General features: G+C 42.7%; 13 protein-coding genes and 5 pseudogenes. 13 read left to right on the top strand and 5 right to left on the bottom strand.

Translation table 11 applies throughout. From position 1 onward, the window contains the following. Positions 1 to 35 precede the first annotated feature (35 nt). The 5 genes from ACTL4S_RS14130 (at position 36) to bioD (ending at position 4,695) form a co-directional block, all read left to right on the top strand. Positions 36 to 746, top strand: coding sequence for an alpha/beta hydrolase family protein (locus ACTL4S_RS14130; protein ID WP_253145823.1), 711 nt, complete (start codon positions 36 to 38; stop codon positions 744 to 746). An 88-nt stretch (positions 747 to 834) separates the two neighbouring features. Further along, positions 835 to 2,115 carry an adenosylmethionine--8-amino-7-oxononanoate transaminase gene (bioA, locus tag ACTL4S_RS14135; protein WP_253145822.1) on the top strand — a complete coding sequence of 427 codons (1,281 nt, stop codon included), beginning with the start codon at positions 835 to 837 and terminating at the stop codon, positions 2,113 to 2,115. Next, on the top strand, positions 2,112 to 3,281 hold the full coding sequence (locus ACTL4S_RS14140) for an 8-amino-7-oxononanoate synthase (protein WP_253145820.1): 1,170 nt from the start codon (positions 2,112 to 2,114) through the stop codon (positions 3,279 to 3,281). The genes bioA and ACTL4S_RS14140 overlap by 4 nt, the downstream gene beginning before the upstream one ends. After that, positions 3,248 to 4,033 (top strand): malonyl-ACP O-methyltransferase BioC, encoded by a 786-nt coding sequence (bioC, locus tag ACTL4S_RS14145; RefSeq protein WP_253145818.1) that lies wholly within the window; start codon positions 3,248 to 3,250, stop codon positions 4,031 to 4,033. The genes ACTL4S_RS14140 and bioC overlap by 34 nt, the downstream gene beginning before the upstream one ends. Then, a complete protein-coding gene (gene bioD / locus ACTL4S_RS14150) occupies positions 4,030 to 4,695 on the top strand; it encodes a dethiobiotin synthase (RefSeq protein ID WP_253145816.1) in 666 nt (221 codons plus the stop codon). Before bioC ends, bioD begins: the two co-directional genes overlap by 4 nt. Before the next feature lie 421 nt (positions 4,696 to 5,116). On the opposite strand, the gene ACTL4S_RS14155 is transcribed toward bioD, so the two are convergent. Further along, the gene (locus ACTL4S_RS14155; protein WP_004282152.1) at positions 5,117 to 5,458 is read right to left on the bottom strand and encodes a histidine kinase dimerization/phospho-acceptor domain-containing protein; all 342 of its coding nucleotides are present in this window, start codon (positions 5,456 to 5,458) and stop codon (positions 5,117 to 5,119) included. 189 nt (positions 5,459 to 5,647) lie between these two features. Next, complete coding sequence (locus ACTL4S_RS14160) at positions 5,648 to 5,881, bottom strand: hypothetical protein (protein WP_228738685.1); 234 nt, start codon at positions 5,879 to 5,881, stop codon at positions 5,648 to 5,650. 288 nt (positions 5,882 to 6,169) lie between these two features. Between ACTL4S_RS14160 and ACTL4S_RS14165 the strand changes: the two genes are divergently transcribed. The 4 genes from ACTL4S_RS14165 (at position 6,170) to lldD (ending at position 10,121) form a co-directional block, all read left to right on the top strand. Then, positions 6,170 to 6,322 carry a hypothetical protein gene (locus ACTL4S_RS14165; RefSeq protein ID WP_373886141.1) on the top strand — a complete coding sequence of 51 codons (153 nt, stop codon included), beginning with the start codon at positions 6,170 to 6,172 and terminating at the stop codon, positions 6,320 to 6,322. A 224-nt stretch (positions 6,323 to 6,546) separates the two neighbouring features. Continuing rightward, positions 6,547 to 8,211: an L-lactate permease gene (gene lldP / locus ACTL4S_RS14170; protein ID WP_004282148.1), complete on the top strand. Its 1,665-nt coding sequence runs from the start codon at positions 6,547 to 6,549 to the stop codon at positions 8,209 to 8,211. Between the two features lie 17 nt (positions 8,212 to 8,228). Then, the gene (gene lldR / locus ACTL4S_RS14175) at positions 8,229 to 8,972 is read left to right on the top strand and encodes a transcriptional regulator LldR (RefSeq protein WP_004282146.1); all 744 of its coding nucleotides are present in this window, start codon (positions 8,229 to 8,231) and stop codon (positions 8,970 to 8,972) included. A 3-nt stretch (positions 8,973 to 8,975) separates the two neighbouring features. Continuing rightward, on the top strand, positions 8,976 to 10,121 hold the full coding sequence (lldD, locus tag ACTL4S_RS14180) for an FMN-dependent L-lactate dehydrogenase LldD (protein WP_004282143.1): 1,146 nt from the start codon (positions 8,976 to 8,978) through the stop codon (positions 10,119 to 10,121). 353 nt (positions 10,122 to 10,474) lie between these two features. Here lldD and ACTL4S_RS14185 read toward each other — a convergent pair. After that, positions 10,475 to 10,624 (bottom strand): annotated as a pseudogene (locus tag ACTL4S_RS14185) (VF530 family DNA-binding protein); the annotation flags it as partial. A 328-nt stretch (positions 10,625 to 10,952) separates the two neighbouring features. On the opposite strand from ACTL4S_RS14185, the pseudogene fruB reads away from it, so the two are divergent. The 4 genes and pseudogenes from fruB to ACTL4S_RS14205 all read left to right on the top strand — a co-directional run. Continuing rightward, positions 10,953 to 12,081, top strand: a pseudogene (gene fruB, locus ACTL4S_RS14190) (fused PTS fructose transporter subunit IIA/HPr protein); the annotation flags it as partial. Between the two features lie 86 nt (positions 12,082 to 12,167). After that, positions 12,168 to 13,817: pseudogene (ptsP, locus tag ACTL4S_RS14195) on the top strand (phosphoenolpyruvate--protein phosphotransferase); the annotation flags it as partial. Positions 13,818 to 13,824: 7 nt separating this feature from the next. Then, complete coding sequence (pfkB, locus tag ACTL4S_RS14200; protein ID WP_004647820.1) at positions 13,825 to 14,757, top strand: 1-phosphofructokinase; 933 nt, start codon at positions 13,825 to 13,827, stop codon at positions 14,755 to 14,757. 4 nt (positions 14,758 to 14,761) lie between these two features. After that, complete coding sequence (locus ACTL4S_RS14205; protein ID WP_004647821.1) at positions 14,762 to 16,444, top strand: fructose-specific PTS transporter subunit EIIC; 1,683 nt, start codon at positions 14,762 to 14,764, stop codon at positions 16,442 to 16,444. Positions 16,445 to 16,473: 29 nt separating this feature from the next. On the opposite strand, the pseudogene ACTL4S_RS14210 reads toward ACTL4S_RS14205, so the two are convergent. Then, positions 16,474 to 16,841 (bottom strand): annotated as a pseudogene (locus ACTL4S_RS14210) (HipA domain-containing protein); the annotation flags it as partial. Between the two features lie 31 nt (positions 16,842 to 16,872). Beyond that, a pseudogene (locus ACTL4S_RS14215) lies at positions 16,873 to 17,154 on the bottom strand (transposase domain-containing protein); the annotation flags it as partial. Positions 17,155 to 17,265 lie beyond the last annotated feature (111 nt).

Here is a 17,265-nt window from a genome sequence, read left to right on the forward strand (position 1 = left end):
CTTGAATTGGTCCCTTTTTTATTGGAACAGACAAAATGAAGATACTGATGATTACGGGTTGGGGGCTAGGAACAGCGGTCTTAACCCCGTTTGTAGAACAGTTGCGGCAGCAGCATCAAGTTAAAGTATGGGATATTTTCGATCCTAACGTAGAAAGTCTTTTGGCCGAAAAAGTCAGGCAGGCGAGTTCGTTTGATGTCTTGATGGGGTGGTCTTTGGGTGGACAGTTGGCACTTTTGCTGGCTAATGAAATCCAGCAACAATTGAAAATTGCCAAGCCAGTGATTTGCTGTATGTCAAATCCCTGTTTCGTGGCCAACGAAGCATGGCCACAGGCAATGCCAGTTGAACAATATACACAATTTAAATCCTCCATACTGGCTGATCCAAAACGCGGGATGCAGCGCTTCTGTACCTTGGTCACTTTAGCTGGCGCAGCAGCGCGTGAACGTGCAAAATTATTGCACCAACAGTTAAATATTATTGATTTAAACTATCAGGTTAAGCATCTTTATCTATTGCAGCAATTAAATCTAGTGGATATCTTAAAAAATCATTCAGTCAAGATGCTATTTATATTTTCCGAGAATGATATGTTGGTTCCTTACAAAGTTAGTCAAGAATCTGTGTTTTTAACAACCCAAAATCTGAATTTGGTAAAAATACAGGGCACGCACGATGCCATCCTTTTTGATGCCAAGTTACTCGTTGAGCCAATTTTAAAATTTTTAGCCGATCTGGCTTAAGCAAAAAGAGATTGGTAGCTCTTGACGTTTCATTTTCAGATTTAACGCGCTAAGATCAGTTTTAGTTTTAATAATTGGGGTAAATTCTGTGCAGGACGCTTTTGATCAACAGCATATTTGGCATCCTTATACCTCCATGACACAACCCTTGCCATGTTACAAAGTTAAAGCTGCAAATGGTGCAGTCATTGAACTTGAAGATGGTACCCAGCTGATTGATGGCATGTCGTCCTGGTGGTGCACAATTCACGGTTATAATCATTCTGAACTCAATCAGGCCGTAACAAAACAATTAGAGTCGATGTCACATATCATGTTTGGTGGTTTGACTCATCAGCCTGCGATTGATGTGTCTAAACTGCTACTTGAGATCACGGCGCCTGAACTGGATAAAATTTTCTTTGCCGATTCCGGCTCGGTCGCGGTTGAGGTGGCGTTGAAAATGGCTGTGCAATATTGGAATGCACGTCAGCAACCACAAAAAACTAACTTTGTTACCACACGCTCTGGCTATCATGGCGACACCTGGAATGCCATGTCGGTTTGTGATCCTGTAACTGGTATGCATCAAATTTTTGGTTCGAGTTTGCCGAACCGTTTATTTGTTCCGGCACCTCAAAGCCGTTTTGATGGGGCATGGCAACCCGAAGATATACAGCCACTTGAGCACCTGCTGGTACAGCAGCATCAACAGATTGCTGCCATGATCATTGAGCCGATTGTGCAAGGTGCAGGCGGGATGCGTTTCTATCATCCAGAATATTTAAAGCAAGCTAAGTTGTTGTGTGAAAAGTACGATGTACTGCTGATTTTAGATGAAATTGCCACCGGTTTTGGCCGCACTGGAAAACTATTTGCTTATGAACACGCTCAGGTCACACCAGACATTATGTGTATCGGTAAGGCATTGACTGGTGGTTATATGACCTTGTCAGCGACCTTAACCACTCGCCATGTAGCAGAGACGATTTCAAGTGGTGAAGCGGGTGTGTTCATGCATGGCCCAACTTTTATGGCTAATCCGTTGGCCTGTGCGGTCGCATTAAAAAGTACCCAGCTGTTACTGGCTCAAGACTGGCAGACGCGTATTCAACAGATTGAAAGGACACTAGAACAATATTTACTGGATTTAAAATCCTTGGCACAAGTCAAAGATGTGCGTGTCCTCGGCGCAATTGGCGTAGTTGAGCTACATCAAACTATTGATTTGGCGCGTTTTCAGGCTGAATGTGTATGCCGTGGCGTCTGGATTCGTCCTTTTGGCCGTCTGGTCTATGTCATGCCGCCATATGTAATTTCAACACAGCAACTTGAAACTTTATTAAAGCATATGCGGGAGATGATTCAGCAGATAGAGGCAGTAGCATGAACCATCTTGAGCATTTCCAGCAGCAGCTAGATGACTTGAAACAGCAAGGGCAATATCGCCAGTTTAAGTCCAATATTTCTAGCCAGCCACGATTGCAACTCAATGGCCAAGAGATGCTGAATCTGGCATCCAATGACTATTTAGGTCTGGCATCCAACTTAACGCTACGTGAAGAATTTTTTGACCTCACGCCGATGTCTGAGCGATATATGAGTTCAAGCTCTTCACGTTTACTGACAGGAAACTTTCCCAATTTTGAACAACTTGAAGCACAGATGTCACAGGCTTTTGGACGTTCAGTACTGCTGTTTAATAGTGGTTATCACATGAATATCGGGATTCTTCCTGCGCTCAGTAATGCTAAAACCATGATCATTGCTGACAAACTGGTACATGCCAGTATTATCGACGGGATTCGTTTATCTAAAGCTGGCTATGTGCGTTACCGCCATAATGACCTGCAGCATTTGACTCAGTTTTTAGAAAAATATCAGTCAGATGAATCTATCCAGCGCATCATTGTGGTAACTGAATCAATTTTCAGTATGGATGGGGATGAAACAGATTTAACTGCTTTGGTGGCATTAAAACAGCAGTTTGCAAAAGTCATGCTTTATGTCGATGAGGCACATGCAATTGGTGTGCGCGGTGAACGTGGATTGGGCTGCGCAGAACAGTATCAAGTATTGGATCAAATTGATTTCCTAGTCGGTACCTTTGGCAAGGCTTTGGCTTCAGTTGGTGGTTATCTGGTCTGTGCACCAGTGATTCGTGACTATCTGATCAATAGCATGCGACCTTTAATTTTTAGTACCGCCCAGCCGCCACTATGTATGGCCTGGACTAGATTTATTTTTCAGAAGGTAGAGCAGCTTCAGGCAGAACGAGTACATTTGGCAGCATTGGCTGTACGCTGTCAGCAGGGCATTCAAGACTTGGGATATCACTGTCCGTCAACCTCGCAAATTGTGCCGGTACTGATTGGTGAGGCAAAACGCACCATTCAGGCGACTGAAATTATGCAACAGCAGGGGTTTTATGTGCTGCCAGTACGTCCGCCAACGGTTCCTGCCAACACCTCCAGACTCAGAATTTCCCTGAACCAGAACATTTCTGCGGATGAGCTGGACGCATGTCTGCAGGTGCTGAGGAGTTTGCCGCGATGAACAGCAAACAGATTGCCCAGCGTTTTGCTCAGGCAAATCTCAGTTATGAACAGCATGCGCTGGTACAAAGTACCGTAGCTGCAGAGTTGATGCATTTCATGCAGCAGCATGTGGCACAACCACATTTGCAACGGGTATTGGAAATTGGCTGCGGTTCAGGATTGTTTACCCGGCTTTTTATGCAGCATTATAGCTTTGATCATTTATTTTTAAATGACCTATATGTCGAAGTGAAGCAGCACTTCCCGGAATCTAATCGGCTTTTGTGGGGGATTGGTAATATTGAAACCTTGCCACTGCCGCAGTCTCTGGACATGGTGCTGTCGTGTTCTGCATTGCAATGGATCTCGGATTTAAAAGCATTGTTGCTCAACATTGCGCAGGCCTTAAATCCCTCTGGGCATCTGTGTTTTGCCAGTTATACGGACAATAATTTAAAGGAAATTAAGGCACTGACCGGACAAGGCTTGGATTATCTGCCTTTAGCGGAGGTCTGTGAACTGCTTGAATCCTTAGGCTTTGACATTCTGCTGCAGACAGAAGAACAGATGACCTTGCATTTTGAGCATCCGAAACAGGTGTTACAGCATATCAAAGCCACTGGTGTACAGGCGACGGCACAGGGGTTTCGGTGGACAAAATCGTCCTTACAGGATTTTTATACCGGCTATCGACAATTCCAAGATCCTGAAAGCAAACAGTATGCACTGACCTATTATCCGGTTTATGTCATTGCACGGAAGACAGCATGAGCGCACAGATTTATTTTGTCAGCGGCATTGATACCGCAATTGGTAAAACCTTTACTACTGGTTTTCTGGCCAAAAATTGGAATGAGCAGGGCATTCGTACCATAACCCAAAAGCTGATTCAGACCGGAAATGTCGATATATCAGAAGATATCGAACAGCATCGTGCAATTATGGGTTGTGGATTGTTACCGGAAGACCAGCAAAAACTGACCATGCCGGAAATTTTTACGTATCCGGCTTCACCGCATCTTGCTGCGCGGCTGGATGGGCGAGCCATTAACTTTGAACAGATTCATCAGGCTACCGAACAGCTGGCTGTGGCCTACGACTGTATTTTGCTGGAAGGTGCCGGTGGTCTGATGGTGCCCTTAACCGAAGAGTTCCTGACTATTGATTATATTCAGACACATAATTATCCGGTGATTCTCGTCACTTCAGGGCGTTTAGGCAGTATTAATCATACCTTGCTGAGTCTTGAGTTGTTAAAACTCCGCGGGGTTCAATTATATGCCATTGCTTTTAATCATGCAGATAACTCCAAAGATCCCTTGATCGCTGAAGATACCATTGCTTATTTAAAACAGTATTTGCAGCGTGATTTTGCTGATACGACATGGGTTGATATTCCAGCTTTAAATTTAGCCCTGTCTTCTCATAAGTAAGTGATCCGCTTGCAGCGAGGCTGATGTGAATGCTTAAATATTGAGGTTGCGCCACTGTAAATTGAATCTGATAGCCATATTTGTTTAACACCATTTTCATCAAATATAAGTCTAGCCCATGCCCATTTTGCTAGGGAGATTTATGCCAGAAACGCTGTCCCAAGTATGCATATCTTCAACCTTTGATTATCATTATGAATGATCAGCACACATGCAGCATAGCAATTGAAATGGTGTTTGCCTGTGCCTGCAATAGAGCATTGTTAAGTAGGTTTTTAAAGACGGTATCTAGTTCAAAATCGGGTAGGGCAATTCGGGTCAGGCTCGGTCAGTCAATTGTTAAACTGGGTTCAATTTCCGGATAAAGCGACTGTAAATCGGCAATCACCTGAGTCAGGAGCCGTGCAATTTCAATACTGTACTAGATATCACTCAGTACTTGATCGGTAGAGGAAAGTGCTAGAAGCTGTTCCAGTAGCTGGGTACATCGGCGGATACCAAGGTGTACCTGCTGCAAGCTCTGTTGCAATTTGGGCGAGCTTGCCTGTTGTTCTGCCATCAGTTGTGCAAGCTGAATATGAGTTTTGATCGCGGTTAAAGGACTACGCAATTCATGGGCGGCGTATGAACTAAATACTTTTTCATTTTCCGGATTTTGATGCAGTTTATGTATTAAGTGCTTAGAGTTTTGGGCAAAGGACTGTACCTTGGAAGGCATTACTTTGGCATCTAAGGTTTTTAAATAGTGAGTAGCATCATTCACTGATAAATTTGGCTGACTTAAAAGGTTGAAACTTCATCTAAGGCTTTAAGCTCTCGACGAATAATCAAAACGATTAAGTCTATACATAGCAATAAAGACAAAATTATTGGTATTAATACCGATTATAAAATCTTTTTGAGCAATTATCCACGTAGGAACATCCGCTCTGCTGCCACCACTTGAATATCCTCACGACGTAACACATAACTGAGCCTCACCTTGTTGCTTTGTACTAAAGCCAACTACTTGGTGGCTTAAATCTTTCGGTGCACCTCGGGTTTTTGCTACCACATGCTGAACGACACTGACGTCAGAGTCAAATAAAGACACTTTATAGGCAATCAACTGCTCTTGATTGGTGGAATGAAGTTGTTGGGCTAGTACATTTTCATCCAAGTTTTGCATCGGCAGTTGTTGAGTCAATCGAGCGACCATTGGATGGCTGAATCAAACCAAATTGATATATTTCCTTGACTGAGCAAGGCTTTATTGTAGGTAGATCAACTGGTTGTACGATAGATCTTGGGTGCAGACCTCTTCATTTAGAAATTATATTCCCCAAGAAGGTTTCAGTGGTAGGTTTGTGCAACAAAGCCTCTTGCAAATAAAGGCTATCAAGGGATTTATACATTGTATCCAAATAGTTTATGGCCATTAAAAGCAAAAAAGCACTAAAAACCAGATCTCGAGCTAAAACTTTATAACCAAGAAATCAATAAAAGAAGAATTGGGATTGAACAGGTATTTGGAACTTTGAAAACCTTCAAAATCCTTGCCGAGCGATATCGCAACCCTGGCAAAAGACTAGGATTAAGATTTAATTTAATTGTGGGAATCCATAATTTTGAGCTGAGTAAAAAGTGAATTATGAAAGAAATCTAATATATAAAATTTTAAGAGATTATAAAAATTGGTCATACCAAAAAATAAATTAAATCTTTTATATTGTGTTTTTGGGCTAATATTACTAATATCGCCAATACAAAATGCACATTTTATCTCTTAAACACTAAATTGGTCATACCAATTTAGTGTTTAAGTACAATAAACTGTTCAATCTAGTAGTTAAGCATTTCAAGGAGTAGACAATGCTTCAACAGTGGCAACAAATTTATGATCCTATAGGCAATATCTGGATTTCGAGTGCTATTGCGCTAGTTCCAATTATTTTCTTTTTTTTAGCGTTAGCTATTTTTCGCATGAAGGGTAGTGTAGCCGCTACAATTACCGTTTTTTTAGCCTTTCTGGTCTCATTATTTTTATACAAAATGCCAATTGGAATGGCATTAGCATCAATGGTCTATGGATTCTTCTACGGCCTGTGGCCAATTGCATGGATTATTATCGGTGCAGTTTTTATATATAAGATTTCAGTAAAAACAGGACAGTTTGATGTTATTCGTTCGTCTATTCTGTCAATTACAGAAGATCAACGTCTGCAAATGCTATTAGTTGGGTTTGCTTTTGGTACGTTTTTAGAAGGTGCGGCAGGTTTTGGTGCGCCCGTCGCAATTACTGCGGCACTGTTGGTGGGACTCGGCTTTAAGCCTTTATATGCGGCTGGGCTATGCCTGATAGTTAATACTGCACCTGTTGCTTTTGGTGCAATGGGAATTCCGATCATTGTCGCTGGGCAGGTTTCAGGTGTTGACACCATGGAAATCAGTCAAATGGTTGGTCGTCAGTTACCCTTTATGGTGCCAATTGTATTGATCTGGATCATGGCAATCATGGATGGTTGGCGTGGGGTTAAAGAAACTTGGCCTGCTATTTTAGTTGCCAGCTTATCTTTTTCTTTAGCGCAATATCTAACATCAAATTTTGTTGGGCCTGAGTTACCCGATATCACTGCTGCAATTGCATCATTAATCAGTTTAACTATCTTGCTTAAGTATTGGAAACCAAAACATATTTTTCTTTTTGAGGACAAAAATATACAGGTAGATGAAACTATTATCAAGCAAGCTCGTAAACAATATAGTGTGGCACAGATAGCCAAAGCCTGGTCTCCATTTCTGATACTTACAGCAATGGTGACGATCTGGAGCATCAAACCTTTTAAAGATTTATTTGTTAAGGACGGCCCATTAAGTGATTTAGTAGTTTCAATTAAAGTGCCGTATTTGCATCAATTGATTCAAAAGCTACCACCTGTCGTGCCTGAAATTAAAGATTATGATGCGATTTATAAGTTTGATTGGTTATCAGCAACGGGTACAGCGATTATATTGGCGGCATTGATCACGATTATTTATTTAAACATGAAACCTAAAGAGGCAGTTTCGACATTCTTTGAAACCGTGAATGAACTAAAAACCCCAATTTATTCGATTGGTATGGTACTGGCTTTTGCGTTCATTGCAAACTATTCAGGTCTGTCAGCGACGCTTGCTTTAGCACTGGCACATACGGGTCAGGCTTTCACGTTCTTTTCACCATTCTTGGGTTGGGTTGGAGTGTTTCTTACAGGTTCAGATACTTCAGCTAACGCATTGTTTTCAGCGTTACAAGCAACTACAGCACAGCAAATCGGTGTGCCTGAAGTCTTGTTAGTTGCTGCCAATACCAGTGGTGGAGTAACAGGTAAGATGATTTCCCCTCAATCAATCGCGATTGCTTGTGCAGCAGTGGGTTTAGTTGGTAAAGAATCTGATTTATTTAGATTTACAGTAAAACACAGCATTATCTTTACGGTGATGATTGGTATTATTGTGACCTTACAAGCTTATGTTTTCCCGTGGATGATTCCGTAAACGAGTCAAGGAAAAAAATGAAAGTCTCCGACAAAGTGGTACAGCGTTTACGTCTATTGATTGAAAAAAATAATGTGCAAGTCGGAGAGCGATTGCCTGCTGAACGCCAACTCTGTGAACAGTTAGGTGTGTCTCGTAGCTCTTTACGTGAGGCGATTCAACAACTGATTACCGCAGGGATTATTCAGAGCAAAGCGGGTGCAGGCACCTATTTAAAGCAGTTGCCTGCACATTGGTCACAGTATCAAATCGTTGAGCCATTATCCGGTTTGATGGATCAGGATCCTGAATATCGTTTTGATGTACAAGAAGCTCGTATGGTGCTTGAAGGTGGTACAGCATGGTATGCCGCACAACGTGCCACACCCAGTGATTTGATCAATATTCGTCAATGTTTTGAGCAGATTAGCCATTTTCAGGCTTTAGGTGATGATGCCCACGCAGCAATAGCGGATGCGAATTTTCATCTGGCGATTGCAGAAGCATCCCACAATCTAGTGCTGATCCAAATGATGCGTAGTTTGTTTGATTTATTGCAAGACAACGTGATGTTAGGGCGACGTAAAGTTTACACCACACCACAACATTTTGAACAATTGCATGACCAGCATTTTGAGGTGATGGACGCAATTGAACGTCAAGACTCAGAGACTGCACGTAAGGCAGCTTGTGGGCATATTGAATTTGTTGTTCAACGCGTACGTATGATCGATGAAGAAGAAGCTCGTCGTCAACGTTCGAGTCGATTAAATAGGACATAAGTTATGATTATTTCTTCTGCAAATGACTATCGTGAAGCTGCGAAACGTCGTTTACCGCCATTTTTATTTGAATACATCGATGGTGGTGCCTATGCGGAATATACTTTAAAGCGTAATGTAGACGATTTATCAAAAATCGCTTTACGTCAACGTGTGTTAAATGACATGTCTGAGCTGAGCTTAGAAACGCAATTGTTTGGTGAAAATTTGGCGTTGCCAGTGGCATTGTCACCTGTAGGTCTAACGGGTATGTATGCGCGTCGTGGTGAAGTTCAAGCCGCGGTTGCCGCAGATAAAAAGGGCATTCCATTTACCTTATCAACAGTTTCAGTTTGTCCAATTGAAGAAGTGGCACCTGCGATTCAACGTCCGATGTGGTTTCAACTGTATGTACTACGTGACCGTGGTTTTATGAAAAATGCCTTGGAACGTGCTAAAGCCGCAGGCTGTTCTACCTTAGTATTCACAGTCGATATGCCTGTTCCAGGTGCGCGTTATCGTGATGCACATTCAGGAATGAGTGGTAAAAATGCTGCAATACGTCGTTATATGCAATCGTGTATGCACCCACACTGGGCTTGGAATGTCGGTTTATTGGGTCGTCCGCATGATTTGGGTAACATTTCGAAATATTTAGGTAAGCCGACAGGTCTGGAAGATTATATCGGTTGGCTGGGAAATAACTTTGACCCTTCAATTTCTTGGAAAGATCTTGAGTGGATTCGTGATTATTGGGAGGGTCCCATGGTTATTAAGGGGATTTTAGATCCTGAGGATGCCAAGGATGCGGTACGTTTCGGAGCAGATGGAATTGTGGTCTCCAATCACGGTGGTCGTCAGCTTGATGGTGTTTTGTCTTCTGCTCGTGCGCTTCCTTCAATTGCAAGTGCGGTCAAAGGTGACATCAAAATTTTAGCAGATTCAGGGATTCGTAACGGTCTTGATGTGGTACGTATGTTGGCTATGGGTGCAGATATTTGTATGCTTGGTCGTGCATTTGTATACGCACTTGGTGCTGCCGGCGGTTCTGGGGTAAGTAATTTACTAGATTTGATTGAGAAAGAAATGCGTGTGGCAATGACATTGACTGGTGCAAGAACCATTGCAGATATTACATCGGATTGCCTGGTCAAACTAGAGAAAGAGTAAGCGATTTAATTACTCACATTACTAAGGCTTTGCCAACTTTCCTTTGGAAAAAGAGATTCTTATCTAAATAATTTGGGTAAACAAAGCTTCCTTTTGAAAAAAACCAACCTTGGTAAGAGTCACCAACATAAAATACACTAAATAACATAATTGGTATGTTAGTAAACTCTATATATAACAGTTATATAGAGTTTTTATTTTGTGTGGTGTAATTTAATGTAGGGTGGGGTAATTTGATTTTTGGTCACTAATTTATTGTGATAATCAACAATAATAACCAACATACACATGCTTAATCTAAAGGTATTTTACTGACTGGTATAATTTTATGATGAGAGGGGTGTTGCCTGGGGCTACGGTTTCTGTTTTGCTTTTTGACGTAACACGTACAAATATAAGCTTTCTACTTTTTCACGTGCCTAGGGTGTGGTACGCAAGAATCGCAATGATGATTTAACACTTGGATCTATGCAAAAACATCTAACTTCAATTTTACGACTTAAACTGAACCGTACCGGGTTTGTCGGAGACCAAACTTTCTGAGATGAGACGCATTGCTTCGCAAGACGTAGCGAAGCGTAGTGATCCGATGAAAAACCTAAATATACCCCTGAAATCAGAGATAGAGCGGTTCAATTAGAACTAAACCCAACTATCGCAACACTGGGCTTTGGAGAATCTCGTCGTTTCTTAATTGCGTCGTAATAATGATTATCAAGATAAAATCAAAATATACAGATTTTTGTGTAAATCCTGAGTAGAATTCGACTTTTATTTTTTCTCCAGTAAAAAGGCATAGCTTTTCACTATGCTATTTTGCAAGGACGCTTTATGCTCGCGCTAGATATACAACATATTCGAATGAAACAACACGCCACTGATAAAGCACAAGCGTTGCAATGTCTAGTCGATATCTTGGTCGAAGACCAATTGGTTACACCTGATTATATTCATGGGTTGACCGGGCGCGAACAACAAAGTGCAACGTATTTAGGACAAGGAATTGCCATTCCGCATGGGACGCCTCAGTCTCGCCAATCTATTTTAAAAACTGGGATTCGTCTGGCGCACTTTCCTGAAGGAGTTGTTTGGGACGGTGAAAATAAAATTTATTTAGCAGTGGTGATTGCTGCGAAATCAGATGAGCATTTGCAAGTCTTACAAATTTTGACGCGGGCTTTAATTAACGATGTCGCTGATCAAGTGAAACAGGCTCAATCTGCAGAGCAAATTATTGCATTATTACAAGCCCAACCCGCATCTTTGGCATTGCATGAAAATTTAATCGCCACCCAAGTTCCCGCACTTGATGTAGAAGATTTAATTTGGCAGGCAACACAGTTGCTGAAACAGCAAAAAATGGTGGAGTGTGGTTTTCTGTCGGGTTTAAACCTAAACAGCATGATTCATTTAGGGGAGGGAGTGTGGTCGATCACTTCTAACCAGCATGTTTTGAGCCCAGCTGTAAGTTTGGTAAAAGCGGAACAGGTTTTAAGCCATCAGCAGGAAATGCTCAAGACTTTGGTGTGTATTGCCAGTAATGAGCAACTGGATATGCAACGGTTTCAACGGTTAATGGATATTTTGTTTGATACTGAACAAGTTCATACCCTCAACCAAGAGCAAGATAGTCACCAATTGGCGCAGTTAATTGGTGCTGAACTGATTCCTGATTGGCCATCTCGTCGTATTGTCTTAGCTAACGCTCATGGTCTACATGCGCGTCCCGCGACACACTTGGTCAATATGACTAAGAAATTTGCAGGGGATATTCTCGTTGCTGTAGATGAGGGGGCTTACGTTTCGGCAAAAAGTTTAACCAAATTATTAGCCATGGGATGTCGTCGTGGTCAAACTCTGACTTTTATTGCACAACCTGATACTGATGCTGTAGCAGGCTTAGAACAGATTATTGATGCAGTTCAACAGGGCTTAGGAGAAGAGGTTGAAGCTGTTGATCTTGTATCTCATCAGCACAGCAGTAGTGACCCAGTCGTAAATACTTTAAAATTAATGCCTTTTGAATCACATGGCGATACGGGTAGCTGCGGTATTGCGGCATCAACTGGCCTTGCTTTTGGTCCTGCACATGTGGTGAAGCCACATGAATTTAGTTATGAACGTCGCGGACAGAGTTTTAAAGCTGAGAATGAAAAGCTTGAAATTGCGCTTCATCAGGTGAAAAATAGCTTACGTCAATTCATTGCACATACTGAATCTACTGCCATTAAGCAGATCTTCATGGCACATTTGGAAATGCTGGATGATCCAGACCTCCTCCAAAGTGTACAACGCGGTTTAAAACAGGGGTTGTCTGCTGCTGCAGCTTGGCATGATCATATTGAAATGGCTGCTACCGCACAGGCTGCACTTAGCGATCGTTTACTGGCAGAGCGTGCGGCTGATTTAAGGGATATTGGTGAGCGAGTTTTGGCTGTTTTGTGCGGTGTGGCCGATGTCACAGAACCCGAGCAACCTTATATCTTAATTATGCATGATGTTGGCCCGAGTGATGTAGCGCGTCTGAATAAAGATCGTGTTGCAGGCATTTTGACCGCGGTTGGTGGAGCGAGTGCCCATAGTGCTATTGTGGCACGTGCTCTGGCTATTCCAGCAGTCGTAGGTGCGGGTGTAGCTGTTTTAAATATTGAGAACCATGCCACAGTACTAATTAATGGGGATACTGGTGAGTATGTGGTCTCACCCGAGCAAAGTCAGATTGATCATGCCATTGCAGAGCGCCAACGCCAGCGTGAGTTGCGAGAACAAGCGGAACAGCATTGTTTAGAACCTGCCATCACACTGGATCAACATCAAGTTGAAATCGCAGCCAATATTGGCAAAGTGGGCGCTACGATACAGGCTGTGGCCGATGGGGCAGAAGCAATTGGTTTGCTACGCACAGAATTGGTCTTTATGTCACACAGCAGTGCGCCTGATGAGGCTACACAAGAAGCCGATTATCGGGTGGTGTTAGATGCTTTGGCGGGTCGTCCATTGGTGGTACGTACACTTGATGTGGGCGGGGACAAACCTTTGCCGTATTTGCCTATTGAAAAGGAAGAAAATCCATTCTTGGGCTTACGTGGTATTCGTCTGACTTTACGTAAGCCAGAGTTGCTACGTCAACAATTGGTTGCTTTACTTAAAGCAGCGGATAATCGCCCATTAAGAATTATGTTTCCTATGATTGGGCGGGTTGAAGAATGGCGAGCAGCAAAAGCAATTTTGGATGAGGTTCGCATACAGCATCCATGTGAAAACTTACAAGTCGGTATTATGATTGAGGTTCCTGCGGCAGCATTGTTGGCTCCAATTCTTGCTCAAGAAGTTGATTTTTTTAGTATTGGAACCAATGACTTGACTCAATATACTCTGGCGATTGACCGTGGTCATCCACTATTGTCTGCCGAAGCTGATGGCTTACATCCGAGTATTTTGCTATTGATTGATCAAACTGTTCGGGCAGCACATCAGCATGGTAAATGGGTGGGCATTTGTGGTGAATTGGCTGCTGATCCAAAAGCTGTGCCTGTATTGATAGGCTTGGGCGTGGATGAGTTGAGTATGTCGAGTACCAGTATTCCATTGGTGAAGGCGCAAATTCGTGGTTTGAACTATATAAATTGCCAACAGGTCGCACAGCAAGCCTTAAGTTGTGACAGTGCGTCTGCCGTACGTGCATTGGTGGAGTAATTACCGAATGGCTAAGATATTAAGCATTACTCTGAATCCTGCAATTGACCTCACCGTGCAATTGGATCAACTAAAAGTTGGCGAGGTCAATCGTCAGTTAACAGCCCAAAGCCATGCAGCAGGTAAGGGCTTAAACGTGGCACAGGTCCTTAAGGATTTGGGACATGAACTGATTGTGAGTGGCTTTTTGGGGCAAGAAAACCGTCAAATTTTTGACCATCATATCCAGCAAGAGCAATTTGATAACCAATTTATTTATGTTGCAGGTCAAACACGACAAAACATTAAAGTTGCAGAAGCTTCTGGTCAGATGACTGACATCAATGGCAAGGGCTTTTTTGTAGATACCTCAGCAAAACAACAACTATGTGAACGTCTATCTCAACTGATTTTAGAGGTTGATGTGATTGTGATTGCTGGCAGTTTGCCACAAGGTTTTTCTGCAGAAGAGCTTTCGACACTGATTCTATGGTTACAGTCTGCGGGTAAAAAAGTCGCAGTAGATACCAGTGGTGTTGCGTTGAAAGCAGCAATTGCTGCCCATCCTTGGTTGATTAAGCCTAATACAGATGAGTTGACAGAAACCTACCATTTGCCAGCAGAAACGTTTGCAGAACAGCAGCATCTTTTTGCCAGTTTAAATAGTCAGATCGAACATATTGTGGTCTCGATGGGTGAAAACGGGGTGAACTGGCTTCACCGCACGCAAACCCTGCATGCTACTGCACCGAAGGTCACCGTCCAAAGTACGGTGGGTGCGGGAGATTCCTTGCTGGCAGGTATGATTCATGGCTTGTTGAGTTCAACTTCCCCAGAAGAAACATTGAAAACAGCAACCGCAATTGCGAGCAATGCTGTGACCCAAATTGGGTTTGCCCTTCCAGACTTTGCTGTTATTGAAGATTTGAAATCGCAAATCTCAGTCCAATCATTGAGTTAATACGATGCAAGAGATAAAACATATTTTATTTGTGCCACATAGTCCCGAGCAGCCGATTAATGCAGTGATTTTGGCCAAAAAACTGTCCAAAGCAGCAACAGCACTTGGTATTTCCAATGATGTGGCGACATCAGTTGAGCATCTCGATTTATCAAATGTTATTGATACGGTTGTTTTTGTTGGACAGAAGTCGGCAGATGCGACTCAACTGCGTGACAAGGTTGTGAAAGTCATTGGTTTGAATAACGCGCAACACGATGCGATCATGCTTTTGCAACAAGTTCTTGAGCATTCAGATGCTTTAGATGAAACTATTGCAGCCAATGTAGGGGTTACACGCTTTGTCGCCATTACAGCATGTCCAACTGGTGTTGCGCATACGTTTATGGCGGCCGAAGCCTTACAACAAGGTGCAGTAAAGCACGGTTATCAGATTGATGTTGAAACCCAAGGATCGGTTGGGGCTAAAAATGTTTTATCGGCAGAAAGTATTGCCAAAGCAGATGTGGTGATCTTAGCAACGGATATTGAGGTCAATACAGATCGCTTTGTAGGCAAACGCGTATATCGCTGCAGTACAGGATTTGCCCTTAAGCAAACGGATAAGACTTTTGCAAACGCAATTGCTGAAGCCAAAGTGCTTGAAACGGGTAAGCAAACAGCCACTAAGACAGAAAATGAAAACAAAGAAAAAACTGGAATTTATAAACACCTTTTAACAGGGGTGTCTTTCATGCTGCCGATGGTGGTGGCGGGCGGTTTGATCATTGCCATCTCGTTTATGTTTGGCCTCAATCCTGTTGAAGGAAGCTTTGCCGCATCCTTAAAGCAAATAGGTGCTGCAGCATTTACTCTTATGGTACCTATGCTGGCAGGTTACATTGCTTATTCTATTGCGGATCGTCCGGGTTTAACTCCAGGTTTGATTGGCGGTTTACTTGCAACACAATTAGAGGCAGGCTTTCTCGGTGGATTAGTTGCAGGTTTTATTGCAGGTTATATTGCGTTATTTTTATCAAAACAGCTTAAACTCCCAAGTAGCCTAGAAGCATTAAAACCAATTTTGATTATTCCACTATTGGCCAGTTTAGCTGTTGGTTTAATCATGATTTATGTGGTTGGACAGCCTGTTGCACAATTGTTTGAATTACTCACACACTTCCTTGCCAATATGGGGACGACCAATGCCATGATCATGGGGATTATCCTTGGGAGTATGATGTGTATTGATGTTGGGGGGCCAATAAATAAAGCGGCTTATGCCTTTACGGTGGGCTTACTTACGTCACAAACATACGGACCGATGGCGATTACCATGGCTGCGGGTATGGTACCGCCATTGGGTATGGCAATTGCAACTTTTCTGGCAAAGCATAAATTTGCCAAACCTGAGCAAGATGCAGGGAAGGCTGCTGTAGTTCTGGGCCTATGTTTCATCTCGGAAGGGGCTATTCCGTTTGCTGCCAAAGACCCGATTCGAGTGCTTCCATGCGCGATCGCAGGTGGTGCTGTAACTGGGGCTTTGGTTGCATTATTTAAATGTGAACTAGTCACTCCTCATGGCGGTGTAATGGTACTGATCATTCCGAATGCGATGAATTATCCATTAAAATATTTATTGGCGATTGCGATTGGAAGTGTGGTGACTGGTGTAGCTTATGCCGTGATAAAACAACGGTTAGAATAAGCCCTTCATAGAAGCTTTGTGAAAGCTATTTAGTGCAATAAATGAATATTTGCTCAATCCTATTTTGGACCAGTTGGAGAGTCTCTGCTTGAATTTGTCCAGGTAATAGGTCATGAGCGATATTGCTGAATCGGATTGCAACCTTACAAATCGAGCCAATAATTTCATCGACTTCTTGGACACAAAGTTCCGCTTCCTGAGTACCAAGTTTCACAAGAGCTTGTCGAGGAATATCCGGTGCCTCACCCATGATATCCATTTGATGATATCCCCCTGGTCCTTCACAGAAAGTAACATCATAGGCAGGGGCGAGTTTCCATTGCCCATTTTGGGACATCAGAAATGAAAAGTTTTTGCAATGATCATCTCGATTATTGAATACTACATTGAAAACAGCGTAAGCGTCCGCTGAACCCCATCGCTATTTTTTAATTTGAGTTGGGTTTCCAGCGGTGTGGCAGTAATTCTTCAATCTGGGTCACTTTATGTGTCGGCAACCTTTTCAGCACATCACTTAAATAGGCATACGGATCTAGCCCATTCAGCTTTGCTGACTGAATCAGGGTCATGACATTCGCAGCTCGCTGACCACTGCGTAGCGAGCCAGCAAACAACCAGTCCTTGCGTCCCAATGCCCAGGGACGCATTTGATTTTCGACCCAATTGTTGCAAATCGGTAGATTGCCATCATCCAAATAGCGACTTAAAGCGGCACTGTTGCAAATAGAGATTTGAGTCGATGAAGTTCCCTTTAAAAAGTGCTTAGAGACCGAAAACCCTGTTGATTAGACACACTTCACCCTGAGGCTGACCATAATAAA

It is taken from the genome of Acinetobacter lwoffii, from assembly GCF_052078135.1.
GTDB classification, from domain to species: Bacteria; Pseudomonadota; Gammaproteobacteria; order Pseudomonadales; family Moraxellaceae; genus Acinetobacter; species Acinetobacter lwoffii_Z.

Excerpts from the sequence above, each read along its gene's own strand:
- ACTL4S_RS14130 (WP_253145823.1), top strand. The coding sequence starts at position 36 with ATGAAGATACTGATGATTACGGGTTGGGGGCTAGGAACAGCGGTCTTA.
- ACTL4S_RS14140 (WP_253145820.1), top strand. The coding sequence starts at position 2,112 with ATGAACCATCTTGAGCATTTCCAGCAGCAGCTAGATGACTTGAAACAG.
- bioC (WP_253145818.1), top strand. The coding sequence starts at position 3,248 with ATGTCTGCAGGTGCTGAGGAGTTTGCCGCGATGAACAGCAAACAGATT.
- bioD (WP_253145816.1), top strand. The coding sequence starts at position 4,030 with ATGAGCGCACAGATTTATTTTGTCAGCGGCATTGATACCGCAATTGGT.
- lldP (WP_004282148.1), top strand. The coding sequence starts at position 6,547 with ATGCTTCAACAGTGGCAACAAATTTATGATCCTATAGGCAATATCTGG.
- lldR (WP_004282146.1), top strand. The coding sequence starts at position 8,229 with ATGAAAGTCTCCGACAAAGTGGTACAGCGTTTACGTCTATTGATTGAA.
- lldD (WP_004282143.1), top strand. The coding sequence starts at position 8,976 with ATGATTATTTCTTCTGCAAATGACTATCGTGAAGCTGCGAAACGTCGT.
- pfkB (WP_004647820.1), top strand. The coding sequence starts at position 13,825 with ATGGCTAAGATATTAAGCATTACTCTGAATCCTGCAATTGACCTCACC.
- ACTL4S_RS14205 (WP_004647821.1), top strand. The coding sequence starts at position 14,762 with ATGCAAGAGATAAAACATATTTTATTTGTGCCACATAGTCCCGAGCAG.